Source organism: Chryseobacterium sp. MDT2-18, from assembly GCF_030815285.1.
Lineage (GTDB): Bacteria > Bacteroidota > Bacteroidia > Flavobacteriales > Weeksellaceae > Kaistella > Kaistella salivictor.
Window position 1 is genome coordinate 353,925 of record NZ_JAUSWQ010000001.1, and the last position, 13,840, is coordinate 367,764.

At 36.4% G+C, this 13,840-nt stretch carries 9 protein-coding genes; 7 read left to right on the forward strand and 2 right to left on the reverse strand.

Going from position 1 to position 13,840, the window contains the following annotated elements; genetic code table 11:
• Positions 1–218: 218 nt before the first annotated feature.
• The 6 genes from QF004_RS01590 to QF004_RS01615 all read left to right on the forward strand — a co-directional run bounded on the left by QF004_RS01590 (position 219) and on the right by QF004_RS01615 (position 5,618).
• A complete protein-coding gene (locus tag QF004_RS01590) occupies positions 219–1,049 on the forward strand; it encodes a curlin (protein ID WP_133440598.1) in 831 nt (276 codons plus the stop codon).
• An 81-nt stretch (positions 1,050–1,130) separates the two neighbouring features.
• Complete coding sequence (locus QF004_RS01595; protein WP_307422080.1) at positions 1,131–1,532, forward strand: hypothetical protein; 402 nt, start codon at positions 1,131–1,133, stop codon at positions 1,530–1,532.
• 16 nt (positions 1,533–1,548) lie between these two features.
• Complete coding sequence (locus tag QF004_RS01600) at positions 1,549–2,286, forward strand: CsgE family curli-type amyloid fiber assembly protein (protein ID WP_133440600.1); 738 nt, start codon at positions 1,549–1,551, stop codon at positions 2,284–2,286.
• Between the two features lie 17 nt (positions 2,287–2,303).
• Complete coding sequence (locus tag QF004_RS01605; RefSeq protein WP_133440601.1) at positions 2,304–2,699, forward strand: curli production assembly/transport component CsgF; 396 nt, start codon at positions 2,304–2,306, stop codon at positions 2,697–2,699.
• Positions 2,700–2,710: 11 nt separating this feature from the next.
• Positions 2,711–4,102: a CsgG/HfaB family protein gene (locus QF004_RS01610; protein ID WP_307422085.1), complete on the forward strand. Its 1,392-nt coding sequence runs from the start codon at positions 2,711–2,713 to the stop codon at positions 4,100–4,102.
• 4 nt (positions 4,103–4,106) lie between these two features.
• Positions 4,107–5,618, forward strand: coding sequence for a carboxypeptidase-like regulatory domain-containing protein (locus QF004_RS01615; protein ID WP_307422087.1), 1,512 nt, complete (start codon positions 4,107–4,109; stop codon positions 5,616–5,618).
• Positions 5,619–5,709: 91 nt separating this feature from the next.
• Here QF004_RS01615 and QF004_RS01620 read toward each other — a convergent pair whose 3' ends face one another.
• Together QF004_RS01620 and dnaE are read right to left on the reverse strand one after the other, a co-directional pair.
• Positions 5,710–6,369, reverse strand: a complete 660-nt coding sequence (locus tag QF004_RS01620; RefSeq protein ID WP_133440604.1) for a response regulator transcription factor — start codon at positions 6,367–6,369, stop codon at positions 5,710–5,712.
• A gap of 240 nt (positions 6,370–6,609) precedes the next feature.
• Complete coding sequence (gene dnaE, locus QF004_RS01625; protein ID WP_307422089.1) at positions 6,610–11,262, reverse strand: DNA polymerase III subunit alpha; 4,653 nt, start codon at positions 11,260–11,262, stop codon at positions 6,610–6,612.
• A 272-nt stretch (positions 11,263–11,534) separates the two neighbouring features.
• On the opposite strand from dnaE, the gene QF004_RS01630 reads away from it, so the two are divergent.
• Positions 11,535–13,607 (forward strand): thiamine pyrophosphate-dependent enzyme, encoded by a 2,073-nt coding sequence (locus QF004_RS01630; protein WP_307422090.1) that lies wholly within the window; start codon positions 11,535–11,537, stop codon positions 13,605–13,607.
• Positions 13,608–13,840: the final 233 nt, after the last annotated feature.

The following is a 13,840-nucleotide window of genomic DNA, read 5'->3' on the forward strand; positions in this document are numbered from 1 at the left end:
GCTGGCAAGTCATCTGCAATCCTATTTAAGAAATTTTAACTTTTTTCATTTCCGGGCTTTCTAAAACCGATTTGCGTAAATACCCCATTTTTTTATAGGTGTATTAACTATGTTCCTCATACTTTTCATCCAATTAGGAAATTTCATTTTTATCGGTGGTTTTTTCGCTTCAGAATCGATATACATTTGTATTACAAACTAACCAAAAATTTTTAATCATGAAAAAATTACTAGCAAGTGCTTTCGCACTTATGGCAGTGGCATTTATGAATGCACAACAAAACACCGATGTAACAACGCAATGGGGAGACTTCAATACCGCAAACGTTGGTCAACATGGATACAAAAACGCTAATGGAATCCTTCAGTGGGGAGATAAAAATGATGCTAAAGTTACCCAGTACGGTAAAGAGAACAAAAATGCAACATCCAGTATTGGTGACAAAAATCACGAAACCGTTTACCAAAGTGGCAATTACAACAGCAATATAGCTTCACAATTAGGTGATAGTAACGAGGCAACTACAAAACAGTACGGTGAATTTAACAAAGTGAATCAAAACCAAAAAGGTGATGATAACTCTGCTTATGCAATGCAAGTTGGTAAACGTAACGAGGCGACTCAAACCCAAACAGGAGATGATAACGATGCAAATTCCAACCAGGAAGGTAATGATAACAAAGTTACTCAAACACAAAAAGGGAATAAAAATGATGCTGATGCATCGCAAAGAGGGGCTAACAATAATATTTCCCAAAACCAAAATGGATATGATAATGACGCTTATGCAACACAGCTAGGTTATGATAATAAAATTACCCAAAGTCAAACCGGTAATTACAACAAAGCAATTGCTTCCCAGATTGGTGATAGAAATACCATCAGCCAAACTCAAATAGGAAACAGCCACTATTCACTTGATTCTCAAATAGGATGCGACAACAAAATTACTGTTTTACAAGATAGTAATCCTGGCGGAGGTGTAGTATTAAATCCACATATGCCACCAGTAAAATGCCCAACAAACTCAGGAGGTCATGGTTGTTAATAACTCTTAACCATCTGATATTAATTCATCCTGTGGGAGAAACTATTGAATAGTTTCTCCCTTTTATCCAAAAATAATATCATGAAAAATATATTCCTAATCATTGCGATTCTTTTCTGTTTTTTAATTAATGCACAAAAAATCGATTTTAGTGAAATCAACAGTTTAAATGCATTAAGTATAATTAGTGCACCGGCAAAGGATATTTCCCTCATTTCAAGAAGTTCAGTGACTCAATTAGGAAATAATAACACCGCAATGGTTTATGACAAAAGTAAAAGAAGCGACTTAATGATTCGGCAAACTGGTGACTTTAACACCACACTAATGACGAATACGAATCCTAATTTAGATAATAAACAGAAAGTAAATATAGAAGGCAACAATAATTATATTGATGTCACCGGTAACAATAGTAATTCAAAGGAAATGCAGATTAATCTAAAAACGAACGATAAAATGATTTTTGTGCGACACTATTAATTTTAAAAATAAAAGGATGAAAAATATTTGTAAAAGCATCAGTCTTATGTTCCTCATTTTTTGTGGAATTAAATCTCATGCGCAGGATCTCAATAAAGTAATTGCAAAAATTGAAACTCACGACGTTGAAGGTGCATTCAATTTAAAAGCAGTGGTTCAAAATCAAAGTGAAGTTTTCCGCTCACTGAATTATATCTTTCTTGCAGTTAAAAAAGACAAAGGAAAAAACATGTCTTCTTCAAAACAAGAAAATAAATTTACCCTTCTTCCGAAAGAAACAAAAGTTCTTTCGGAAATTTCTATTAATGCTAATAAAGATGACGCACTGAAAGTTTATCTTTTTATTAAAGATGAAAAAACTGCAAAAGTTATTGCGAAAGACAGTTTGGAAATGAATTCGAAAAATTTCAAAAATGCAGTCTCTTATGAGAAAACAACAAACGAAGAAAATATGATGATGACCAGTTTGGTTATTAATGATTCTAAAACCAGAATTGGTGATGAGTTTTACCGAAAGCTATTTTCTGTATTAATGTTGAATGATATCAAATTTGGATTCAGAGTACGTATTGCAGAACTTCCTTCAACAGGAACAAATATGATGCTTCAGATTTTCGCAAATGATGAAAACATTCTCTCCTTTATGGCCCGGCCAGAAGATGATTATTTAGATGATGCCGTACAACAGACTGTTGCAGGTCTGATAGCATATGATCACGACCGTCAGGTAAATGATAAAGGTTTTATTTATTAACATAAAAAATATTTCCTATGAAAACACTTATTTTATATTTACTCCTGGGAACAGGTTTAGTAAGTGCACAGCAGTTTGTGTACAAGCCAGTAAATCCAGCTTTTGGTGGTGATACTTTTAATTACCAATGGCTTTTAAGTTCAGCTGCTTCCCAAAATCAATTCAAAGGTAACACTTCAGCTTTTAATTCACTGAGCTCGCTGGATAGTTTCACTGAAAGTCTCAATCGGCAGTTATTGAGTCAACTGTCTCAAAAACTCTTCGGAAATCAATTCGGAGATGGAAATTTAAAACCGGGAAATTACACTTTCGGTTCAATGTACGTACAAGTTACACAGTCTGACAAAGGATTAATAGTAAGAATTTTAAATACATCAACAGGTGAGCAGTCAGAGATCATAATCCCGAACTAAGAATTAATATCATGAAAACTTTATTAACAATCAAAATTTTACTCCTGCTCTTCTTGCTAGGGGTAATGAACAGCTGTGGTACAATGATGAATCTGCCCGCCGAGGGAGATAAATCTACATTGGGAGAAATGACTCCCTATACCAAACAGCTCAAAGAATTACCTGCACCGGAAGAAAAAATTGTCATTGGAGTCTATAAATTCAAAGACCAAACCGGTCAGTACAAAATGGCAGAAAATGGCAGCAATTGGAGCACTGCTATCCCACAAGGAACCACCTCTATTTTACTGAAGGCTTTAGAGGATTCTAAATGGTTCCGTCCCATTGAAAGAGAAAATATTGGAAATCTTTTAAATGAACGACAAATTATCAGATCTACCAGAAAAGAATATGAAGTTGCAACCGACGGAAAAACGATTATCAGCGACCAGCTTCCACCTCTACTCTACGCCGGAATCCTTTTAGAAGGAGGAATAGTTTCCTATGATTCCAATGTAATGACGGGCGGAATAGGTGCGCGTTATTTTGGAGTCGGTGGCGGAACTCAGTACCGGCAAGATCGCGTGACAGTTTATCTGCGCGTGGTCTCGAGCATGACGGGCGAAATACTTAAGACCATTTATACTTCCAAAAACATTCTCTCAACTACCATCAACGGAAGCTTTTTCCGGTATATCGACACTGACCGGATCCTGGAGGCTGAAATGGGCTTCACGCAAAACGAGCCTGTAAGTTTAGCTGTTACTCAGGCGATAGAAAAAGCCGTCTATACATTAATTTTAGAAAGTGTTGAAGATGGAACGTTTCGAATAGAAAAAGTTCATGAAAAAGAATTAAAAGATCTTCTTCAAAAATATCATGCAGAAAAAGAACAAAATACCAATCAGTTGGTGGGAAATAAGTTTTCTGATAAAGAACGGACTCGGGCATCTATATTGGTAATGGCTAACGGGGATTATATCAAAGGTGATTATACCGATGCTAAAATGAATATCGGCGGAAAAGCAGGATTCAAATATTTTTTTAACGATCATGTGAACGCTGAAGTGAGTGTCGGTTATGAAAAATTAGAAAATACAGGAATCGTTAAACATAACTTTATGTACACCGATCTCAATCTCGAATATCTTTTGCTGCCAAAGTTTAGCTTTTCTCCTTACGCTTACGCCGGTCTTGGATCGATGTATCATGGCAAAAATTTCTTTAAATATCAATTTGGGGGCGGCCTGGAGTACTTGCTGGGAAACAATCTCGCTTTTAGACTCAATGCTCAGTATGATATGGGATTTGATGATACCTGGGATGATTTTGTCAATGGTAAACGAAAAGATCAGACCTTTCATATTGGTATTGGAATTAACTATTATTTTGACCAGGCCAAAAAACTCAATCCAAAAAAATAAAACCATGAAAACGCTATTATATTCTTTATTAGGATCTTTACTGTTTCTTTTCTGCATTTCGTGTAGAGAAGAATTGGTAGGGAAAGTAACAACAGGCACGATTACGGGAAAGGTCGTTAAAAAAGGAAGCAATGCTCCGCTGTCTAATGTGAAAATATATACGTCTCCGACTACTCAAACTGTTTTTACTAAAACAGACGGCACATTTATATTAGACAATGTCCCGCTAGGAGATTATTCTTTAAAAGCAGAACTCACCGGTTATTTATCTACATTTCAAGGAGTGAATGTGAAAACACAAGATGGGATAAGTGTTGTTTTTGAAATGTCAGATGATAATTCTTTAAACTCACCCCCTTCAGTCCCAATTTTATTAACTCCAGTGGATCAGTCAGTGGATCAACCTACTTCGGTAAACCTTACCTGGAGCAGCACTGATCCTGATGCTGGAGATTCCTTAAAATTAAAATTTAAAATTATCGTAAAAAACAGTTTAAACAATATTGTCTTCGAGAAAGATAATATTAAAACTAAAAATTATGTTCTAGATAATTTAATTTTTGGAGTCACTTATTTCTGGCAAGTCGTAGCGGATGATACAGTGAATACTCCTGTTTATAGTGCAATTCAGCAATTTAAAGTTTCAGATACTCCGAACAACAGATTTCATTACGTCAAAAAAGCAGGTTCTAATTATTATATAGTTTCCAGCAATGAAGCTGGTCAGAATTTTCAGTTTACGCCAAATTCTGTGAACAGCTGGAGGCCTAAGTTGAATAATGATGCGGGCTTAGTTGCATTCCTGCGAACTGTTGCAGGAACCACTCAAATTTTTACCGCCAAAAAAGATGGTTCTAATTTGAAACAGGTAACTACCACTCAACCGGTATTAGGATATAATTACGAAGATTTAGATTTCAGTTGGAGTACGAATGGGAGCGAACTGTTGTACCCTAGTTTTAATAAACTGTATAAAATAAATAAAGACGGAAGTGGATTAACTTTAGTTTACACCACAACCGACGGAAATTTTATTACCGAATGCGACTGGAGCAATGACGGATCAAAAATAGCTTTAAAGACAAATGATGTTAATGGCTACAATGCCAAAATTTTCATTATCGATCCTTTGGGAAATATTCTGCAGACCATTCTAACCGGACAGACAGGTGCTGCTGGGGGATTAAATTTTTCTATTGCCGGTGATAAACTTATTTTTACAAGAGATATCTCTGGATACGAAAATCTAAATCACAGACAATTGGATTCACATATTTTCCTTTATAATCTAACCACAAATGTTTCTACGGACATTTCTCTTTTAAGTGAAAAACCTCTTGGCTCAAATGATTTAGACCCTAGATTTTCACCTAATGATGCTGAAATTATTTTTATGAACACTTCCAATGATGGGATTTCTGAGAAAAGCATCTACAAAATACCACTCAATACACTGAATAATACATCGTCCCGAACATTATTATTCAGCGCTGCAGAAATGCCTGATTGGGAATAAGATTTTAAAAGGAATTCATGTACTCATCCTTAATTTTTTAAAGTAAAAAGCAGATCAATATGATCTGCTTTTTCTATTCTAATATTTGAAGTTAAAAGACAACCAATTTATTTTCTAAGGCAAATTTCATTAATTTAGAAGAACTGTTGAGGTTGAACTTGAGCATCATATTTCTTCGGTGGGACTCTACGGTATGGGCGCTGATGAATAGTTTTTCTGCAATTTCTTTAGAGCGCAGCCCTTCACAGATTAAGATCAGAACATCTTTTTCTCTGGCAGTAAGTTCTTCGGCTAAGTTGTGTTTTTTTTCGTCTTCTTCATCAATATTGCAGATAAAATTTAGGAGCGCGCTTTTTGCATCATCACTCACGAAAATTTTTCCGTCAATCACCTGAGTAATTCCTTCCAGAAATTCGGTACTGCTTGTATCGCGACCAAAATAACATTTTATCCCTTTGTCAAAAAACTTTTTAATAGATCGAACTTCGGCACTGGCAGAATGAATTATTATTTTAAGCGATGGATTTAAATGAAGAAAGTTCTCGATACTTTCATTAACATCTGTAAGGCTTAATCCTAAAGTATTGATAATTAAAATGCTGTCTTTTTCAAGGATTTGATCCTCGAGATGATCGAAATCCATTACTCCTTCAAAATTATATTTTTTTGTGATACCGTATTCGTCTAGAAAACAACGGGTACGTTCTAAATACAATCTTTGCAGATCGTATACAATTATTTTATTTTTCATGGTATTTGTGTTTACACGAAATTAACACTAATTTTAATTAAAACCAAATAATTGCAGCATAATAGATTGTTATCAATAATCTAATACTGTTATGATTTGAAAAAAAACATACAAAAGCCTAATATGCCATCAAATATTAATTTCAAAATTATCGTGAAAAACAGGATCATTATAACAGAGCTTCTGTTTCTGCTTCATTTTAGTTAATAATATTCTTCAGTTAAATAGGTGAAAATATATCTAATTGAGAAAAATCTGATATTTCTGAGTTTCATTAAATACTTCGAGTAATTCTCCATTAACCTGAATCATGGTTTGCATACTCATAAGTTCAATTTGACTTTCGTCCTCCGGATTTTTAATAAAAAAATTAAGTTTTTGCTCACCTTTATGTTCATCAAACTGATTTCTGAAAAATTCGATATCTTCTTTCCGTAAATCATTGACATCAACTACAACGGTCATTTTCTTTGCAAACTTTTCAAATGCTTCTTTAAGGTCAATAACCTCTGAGACATTCACGAAAACCCGCCCGTCATTGGCCTGTGAAAATTTAATTTTAAAAATAATAAACCTCTGGACATCGATTTTGTCTCTGAATTTCATGTAATCCCTGTCTCCTAAACGGAAAGAATAACTTCCGCTGTAATCTTCCAGCAAAAGAAAAGCAACTTTTTCACCACTATTTCTCCCATCCCGAATACTGTATTCGGTTATCAAACCGGCAACCATATACTCGGGTGTATTGTTTTTCAGGGCTTGTTTTTCCTTCCAGTTTAATTTATCATTATTAAATAAATCCGGCTGATTGGCAAAAACGGTGTTCTTAAAATTTTCAATTTCATCTAAATTTAAAAAATTAAAATTCCCCCGCGGCTCTACTATTTTGGTAGGTTCTTCGATTAAAGCGTCCTCTTCACCATCTAATATTTCAGCAGAAAGATCTACCAAATCGTCGTCTGAATCATCAATCTCCGAAACTTCAACCGGTAAGATTACTTTTTCGAGTTCCAACGTTTCATCTTTTTTACCTTCTAAAATTTCTTTCTTACTCAAAGCTCCCTGCAAAAATTGAAACTGATATTTGTATTCATCCAGAGGGTGCGCAGAAAGATAGAATCCGATAATTTCTTTTTCTTTGTTAAGTTTATGCATATTTTGCCATTCCGGTGCAGGATTTATTTTGGGCTGCTCGATTTTTACTTCATCGGCAAAGTCGGCAAACAGGGAATTCTCGATCTCATTTTTACTGTCCTGAAAACTGTAACCGTACCGTAATAACCTTTCTATATTGGTTTTCCCAGAAGTATCGATGTCGAAATACTGTGCACGGTGATAGCGGTCGACTTCATCAAAAGCACCTGCAATTACCAAACTTTCCGCGACTCTTTTATTCATTTGTGAAGAAGGGATTTTTTCAAAGAAATCATAGATATTCTTATACCGTTCCTCTTTTCTCGCTGCAACAATTGCTTCACTCGGGCCTTCGCCAATTCCCTTAATAGCTCCCAGTCCAAACCGGATCTGGCCTTTTTCATTCACCGCAAAAGCGTATTGAGATTCATTTACATCAGGACCCAAAACATCAACACCAATACTTTTACAATCCTCCATAAATAAAGTAATTTGTTTGGTATTATTAATATTATTCGACATCACACTTGCCATATATTCTGCCGGATAATTGGCTTTCAAATAAGCGGTTTGGTAGGCAATTAAAGCATAACAGGTAGAGTGGGATTTGTTGAACGCATATTCTGCAAAGGCTTCCCAGTCTTTCCAGATTTTATTGAGTTTGGTTTCATCAAGGTTATTGACTTTTCCACCTTCCAGAAATTTCGGGTACATTTTATCCAGAACATCTCTTTGTTTTTTACCCATCGCTTTACGCAAAGTATCGGCTTCACCTTTGGTAAAATTGGCCAGTTTCTGAGAAAGCAACATTACCTGTTCCTGATAAACCGTAATTCCGTAGGTTTCTTCCAGATATTCTTTGGTTTCTTCTAAATCGTAAACGGTTTCTTCTACGCCATTTTTCCTATTAATAAATGTTGGGATATATTTAATTGGACCTGGCCGATACAAAGCATTCATGGCAATTAAATCCGCAAATTCCGTCGGTTTCAGTTCCCGCATATATTTTTGCATTCCCGGACTTTCATACTGGAAAATCCCAACCGTTCTTCCCTCTTTAAATAACTGATACGTTTTCGCATCGTCCAAAGGAATGGCATCCGGATCAATATCAATCCCGTGTTTTTCTTTAATGAGTTTAATGGCGTGTTTAATGATAGTTAAAGTCCGCAGACCCAAAAAGTCCATTTTCAGCAAACCGGCACTTTCCGCCACCGAGTTATCGAACTGCGAAACCAAAATATCTGCATCTTTTGCCGCAATCGTAATCGGCACCAAATTCGTAATATCTTCCGGCGTAATAATCACTCCACAGGCATGGATTCCGGTATTTCGAATACAGCCTTCCATTTTCTGAGCGGCAGAAAGAACTTCATAGCGTTCATCTTTTGGATTGGCCAAAATATCTTTCATTTCCTGCGCCAAAACTTTATCTTCAGGAGCGAGGTTTTCAAATTTGGCAAATGCCTTTGCAATATTCATTCCCGGTGATGGCGGGATTAATTTCGCAATATTATTGGTCTCGAAAATCGGAAGATCTAAAACCCTCCCAGCATCTTTTATCGCAGATTTCCCACCCAAAACCGAATAAGTGATAATTTGTGCAACATTACTTTTACCATATTTATCAACCACCCATTTGATGATTTTATCACGTCCTTCATCATCAAAATCAATATCAATATCGGGCATCGAAACCCTTTCAGGATTAAGAAAACGCTCAAATAGCAAATCATATTTTATAGGATCAACATTGGTGATTCCGGTACAATATGCAACCGCAGAACCTGCCGCAGAACCACGACCGGGACCCACCCAAACGCCCATTTTCCGGGCTTCATTACAGAAATCCTGTACAATCAAAAAATATCCCGGATAACCGGTTTTCGCAATAACTTCTAATTCAAAATCCAGCCTTTCTCTTATTTCATCGGTGATTTCGTCATATCTTTTCTCGGCACCTTCGTAGGTTAAATGTCTTAAATAGGCATTTTCTCCTCTTTTGCCGCCGTCAACCTTATCTTCGTCACTTAGAAATATTTCAGGAATATCAAATTCCGGTAGCAATACATCTCGCTTTAGAGTATAAGGTTCAAATTTGCTCACCAACTCGTCATAAGCTTCGAAAGCATCTGGGAATTCACGGAAACTCTGTTTGATTTCCTCGGTGTTTTTAATGTAATATTCGTGTGAAGGCAAACCTCTTCTCTTACCAAAACCCTTTCCGACCGGTGAAGACAATTTCTCGCCATCTTTAATACAGTATAAAATATCCTGAATATGTGCCTCTGATTTTTCGGTGTAAAAGGTTTCGTTTTGAGCTAAAATTTTGACTTCATATTTCTCCGCGAAGCTCAGTAACACATCATTTAAATAATGTTCTTCTTCAATTTCATGGTTTTGAAGCTGTACATAAAAATCATCCCCAAAGGTATTTTTCCACCATTGAAAAATCTCCTCTCCTTTCTGTTCTCCAAATTCTAAAACTGCATTGGGAATATCTCCCATCGTTCCTGCGGTTACGGCAATTAAATCTTCTTTCAGTTCCGCAATCATCTTTTTAGAAATCCTCGGAACACCAAAATAAAAACCGTTGATATATCCTAAACTCGATAGTTTTGCCAGATTTTTATAGCCATTGAAATTTTTCGCCAACAGCACAATATTCGTTCTGCGGTCGGGATCATCTTTGGTAAACTGCTTTTGATCCGGACGATCAGACAGGTAAAACTCACAACCGATAATAGGGATTAAAGGTTCTTTCCGGGGTTCAGCATCTGTAAATGCAACGCCATCTTCTTCTGCTTTTTGTTTTTTATCTAAATATTCTTGATATATTCTTTTAATGTTACCGTTGGCTTTTTCAACTTCAGAAATAAATTTAAACGCGCCCATCATATTCCCTAAATCAACGATGCCTACAGCGGGAAAATTATTATCCAGCGCTCTTTTTATCAATTCATGAATATGCGATGACGCCTGAAGGGATGAATAAATACTGTGATTGTGGAAATTAAAATAACTTCCGATTTCAATCTCATCCGTATTGTTAAAGGAGGTTTTTTTCTTTTTCTTAGAATCAGCAACCTGTCTTCTGATAACAATCGGAAATGGCCGGATGGCAACCGGATGACTGTTGATGTAATGCTGAAGTTCTGAACTTTCCAGTTTCAAAGCTTCTGCCGGAATGATCCCAATCCGCATCATCTCGAAAAAGACCTGCGCGGTTGCGTTTACGTCTGCTGCGGCATTATGCGCTTCATCAAATTTCTCGTCGTATAACTTTTCGTAAAGTTCAGTTAGTTTCGGAGATTTGTATCTTCCGCTTTTTCCACCTCCAAGTTGACAAAAATCAGTTCCCAATTTCATGGTGTCAGCGGACGGAATTTCCTGCAAATTATTGTCAACTTCTTTCCTGAAAAACTCAGCACCTACAATATTATAATCGAAAATGATATTGTGCCCGACAACAACTTGTGCTTTCTTTAAAGCTTCTTTAAATTCCAGTAAAACTTCATTCAGATCACGGCCTTCTTCAGTGGCCATTTTAGTGGAAATTCCATGGATTCTCTGAGAAGAAAACGGAATATCGTACCCTTCAGGTTTAATGATATAATCTTGATTTTCAATCAAATTACCTTCCTTGTCGTGAAGTTGCCATGCAATCTGTACCATTCTCGGCCAGTTGTCGGAATCGGTAATCGGAGCGTTGAAATTTTTAGGTAAACCGGTCGTTTCAGTATCGAAGATTAAAAACATGTAGAAGAAGAATTTTGGTAAAATTAGGCTAAAATTTCTTTAAAAAAAAGTTGCAATTTTCGAAAATAGAACTTATTTCTTTATTTTTAACGTAGACATTTATAGAATAAAAACCGATCATTTATAATAAGTGTAAAATCTGATAGAAACAGTTGAAATAAACTTCTCATTTTACATTATTTTTAATTTAAATGAAAATAAATCTGGCATAAAGTGATGCTTTAAAATTTAATATTTTTCACCTTCCATTAAAATTTTTATCTTTGTTAACTATGGAAATTGATACAAAACAAAAAGTTTCTCAAGAGATTTTACTGAAAGCATTCAGGCACATGATGATTGCCAAAGCAACTGCAGATGTTTACGAAGAAAACAGGAATATTTGCAAATATGTACACTCTACTTCCCGCGGTCACGAGGCCATTCAGCTTGCTACTGCTTATCAACTCACCAAAGAAGACTGGGTTTCGCCCTATTATCGCGACGAAAGTTTGCTTTTAGGAATAGGTTTTGAACCTTATCAATTGATGTTGCAGTTATTGGCAAAATCCGACGATCCATTTTCTGGCGGACGCTCTTATTATTCGCATCCATCGAGTCGGGAAGAAAACCTTCCGAAAATCATTCATCAAAGTTCCGCAACAGGAATGCAGGCAATTCCTACCACAGGAGTTGCGCAGGGAATCAAATATATTCAGGAATTTAATTTAAAGACATACGAACAAAATCCTGTTGTAGTTTGCAGTTTTGGTGACAACTCAATCACAGAAGGCGAAGTTTCAGAAGCTTTTCAGTTTGCCGCACTTCATCAATTGCCGATTATTTTCCTGGTTCAGGATAATGAATGGGGAATTTCGGTAACCAAAGAAGAAGCCCGAACTTCCGATGCGTATGATTTCGCAGCAGGATTTGTAGGTTTAAATAGAATGAAAGTCGACGGAACCGATTTCGAAGCGAGTTTCGAAGCCATGAAAAAAGCCGTCGATTTTGTGAGAACAGAAAGAAAACCGATGTTGGTTTGCGCGAGTACGGTTCTCATCGGTCATCACACTTCCGGCGTTCGCCGGGAATTTTACCGTGACGAAGAAGATTTAGAAAAACACCGCGCAAAAGATCCGGGAAATCTTTTAAGAAAACGTTTATTGGAAGAAGGAAGCGATGAAGATCTTTTAAAACAGATAGAAAAGAAAGCCAGATTAGAAGTCGAGCAGGCTTTTCAAAAAGCAATCGAAGCGGAAGATCCAAAACCTGAAACCGTTACCAATCACGTCTTCGCTCCTACCCCAATCACCGAGGAAGTGGGCGAAAGAGAACCGAAAGGTCAGGAGAAAATTGTAATGGTCGATGCTGCCATTCACGCCATTCAGGAAATCATGTGGAAACATCCCGAGGCTTTATTATATGGACAGGATGTTGGTGAAAGAATTGGCGGCGTATTCCGCGAAACAGTGACTTTAGGTAAAAAATTCGGAAACAAAAGAGTGTTCAATACCCCGATTCAGGAAGCTTATATTATAGGTTCTACGGTCGGAATGAGCGCGGTTGGTTTGAAACCGATTGTGGAAGTTCAGTTCGCTGATTATATTTATCCAGGAATCAATCAGTTGATTACCGAAGTTTCGAAATCGTGTTATTTAAGCAACGGGAAATTCCCCGTGAGCAATATCATTCGCGTTCCGATCGGTGCTTACGGTGGTGGCGGACCTTATCATAGCGGAAGCGTCGAAAGTATTTTATGCAATATTAAGGGAATTAAAGTGGCTTATCCGAGCAACGCAGCCGATTTCAAAGGATTGTTAAAAGCGGCGTTCTATGATCCAAATCCTGTCGTAATGCTGGAACACAAAGGGTTGTACTGGAGTAAAGTTCCCGGAACCGAAGAGGCGAAAACAATCGAGCCTGCGGAAGATTATATTTTACCTCTCGGAAAAGGAAATGTTATTTTAGAAGCTGATAAAAATGAAACTGAAAAAGGAAGAACCATGCTCATCGTCACCTACGGAATGGGCGTTTATTGGGCAAAAGAAGCCGCAAAGACTTTTGCAGGAAAAGTCGAAATTATCGACTTACGAACTTTAATTCCTTTGGATGAAAAACTGGTTTTTGAACGCACAAAACTGCACGGAAAATGTCTGGTTTTAACGGAAGAACAACTCAATAATTCTTTTGCAGAAGCATTTGCACACCGAATTTCAAAGGAATGTTTCCGATATTTAGATGCTCCGGTTGAAGCGATGGGGTCTTTGAATTTACCGGCTGTTCCTATTAATTTGGTTTTGGAAAAAGAAATGCTTCCAAATGCGGAGAAACTGGCTAACAAAATTGGAGAAATACTGAATTATTAAAATAAATTTTAGTTTTTGCTCTTTCAGATTTCATTTTAAAACCAAAAACTTAATGCTGATATTTTCACCATTAAGTTTTTGGTTTTAAGGACTTAATGTTTTTTTACGCTAAAGTAACAGTAAACCTTTTATGTTTAAAAGTCTTAAAAAAAAGCACTTTTTTTTAACATTAAGTTATTCAGGAAAATTAAGATTTGAAGGTCAGAAAAGTAACTTTGTGGCAACTGTTTTTA

Coding starts and splice junctions, on each gene's coding strand:
- QF004_RS01590 (WP_133440598.1), top strand. CDS start 219: ATGAAAAAATTACTAGCAAGTGCTTTCGCACTTATGGCAGTGGCATTT.
- QF004_RS01595 (WP_307422080.1), top strand. CDS start 1,131: ATGAAAAATATATTCCTAATCATTGCGATTCTTTTCTGTTTTTTAATT.
- QF004_RS01600 (WP_133440600.1), top strand. CDS start 1,549: ATGAAAAATATTTGTAAAAGCATCAGTCTTATGTTCCTCATTTTTTGT.
- QF004_RS01605 (WP_133440601.1), top strand. CDS start 2,304: ATGAAAACACTTATTTTATATTTACTCCTGGGAACAGGTTTAGTAAGT.
- QF004_RS01610 (WP_307422085.1), top strand. CDS start 2,711: ATGAAAACTTTATTAACAATCAAAATTTTACTCCTGCTCTTCTTGCTA.
- QF004_RS01615 (WP_307422087.1), top strand. CDS start 4,107: ATGAAAACGCTATTATATTCTTTATTAGGATCTTTACTGTTTCTTTTC.
- QF004_RS01620 (WP_133440604.1), bottom strand. CDS start 6,369: ATGAAAAATAAAATAATTGTATACGATCTGCAAAGATTGTATTTAGAA.
- dnaE (WP_307422089.1), bottom strand. CDS start 11,262: ATGTTTTTAATCTTCGATACTGAAACGACCGGTTTACCTAAAAATTTC.
- QF004_RS01630 (WP_307422090.1), top strand. CDS start 11,535: ATGGAAATTGATACAAAACAAAAAGTTTCTCAAGAGATTTTACTGAAA.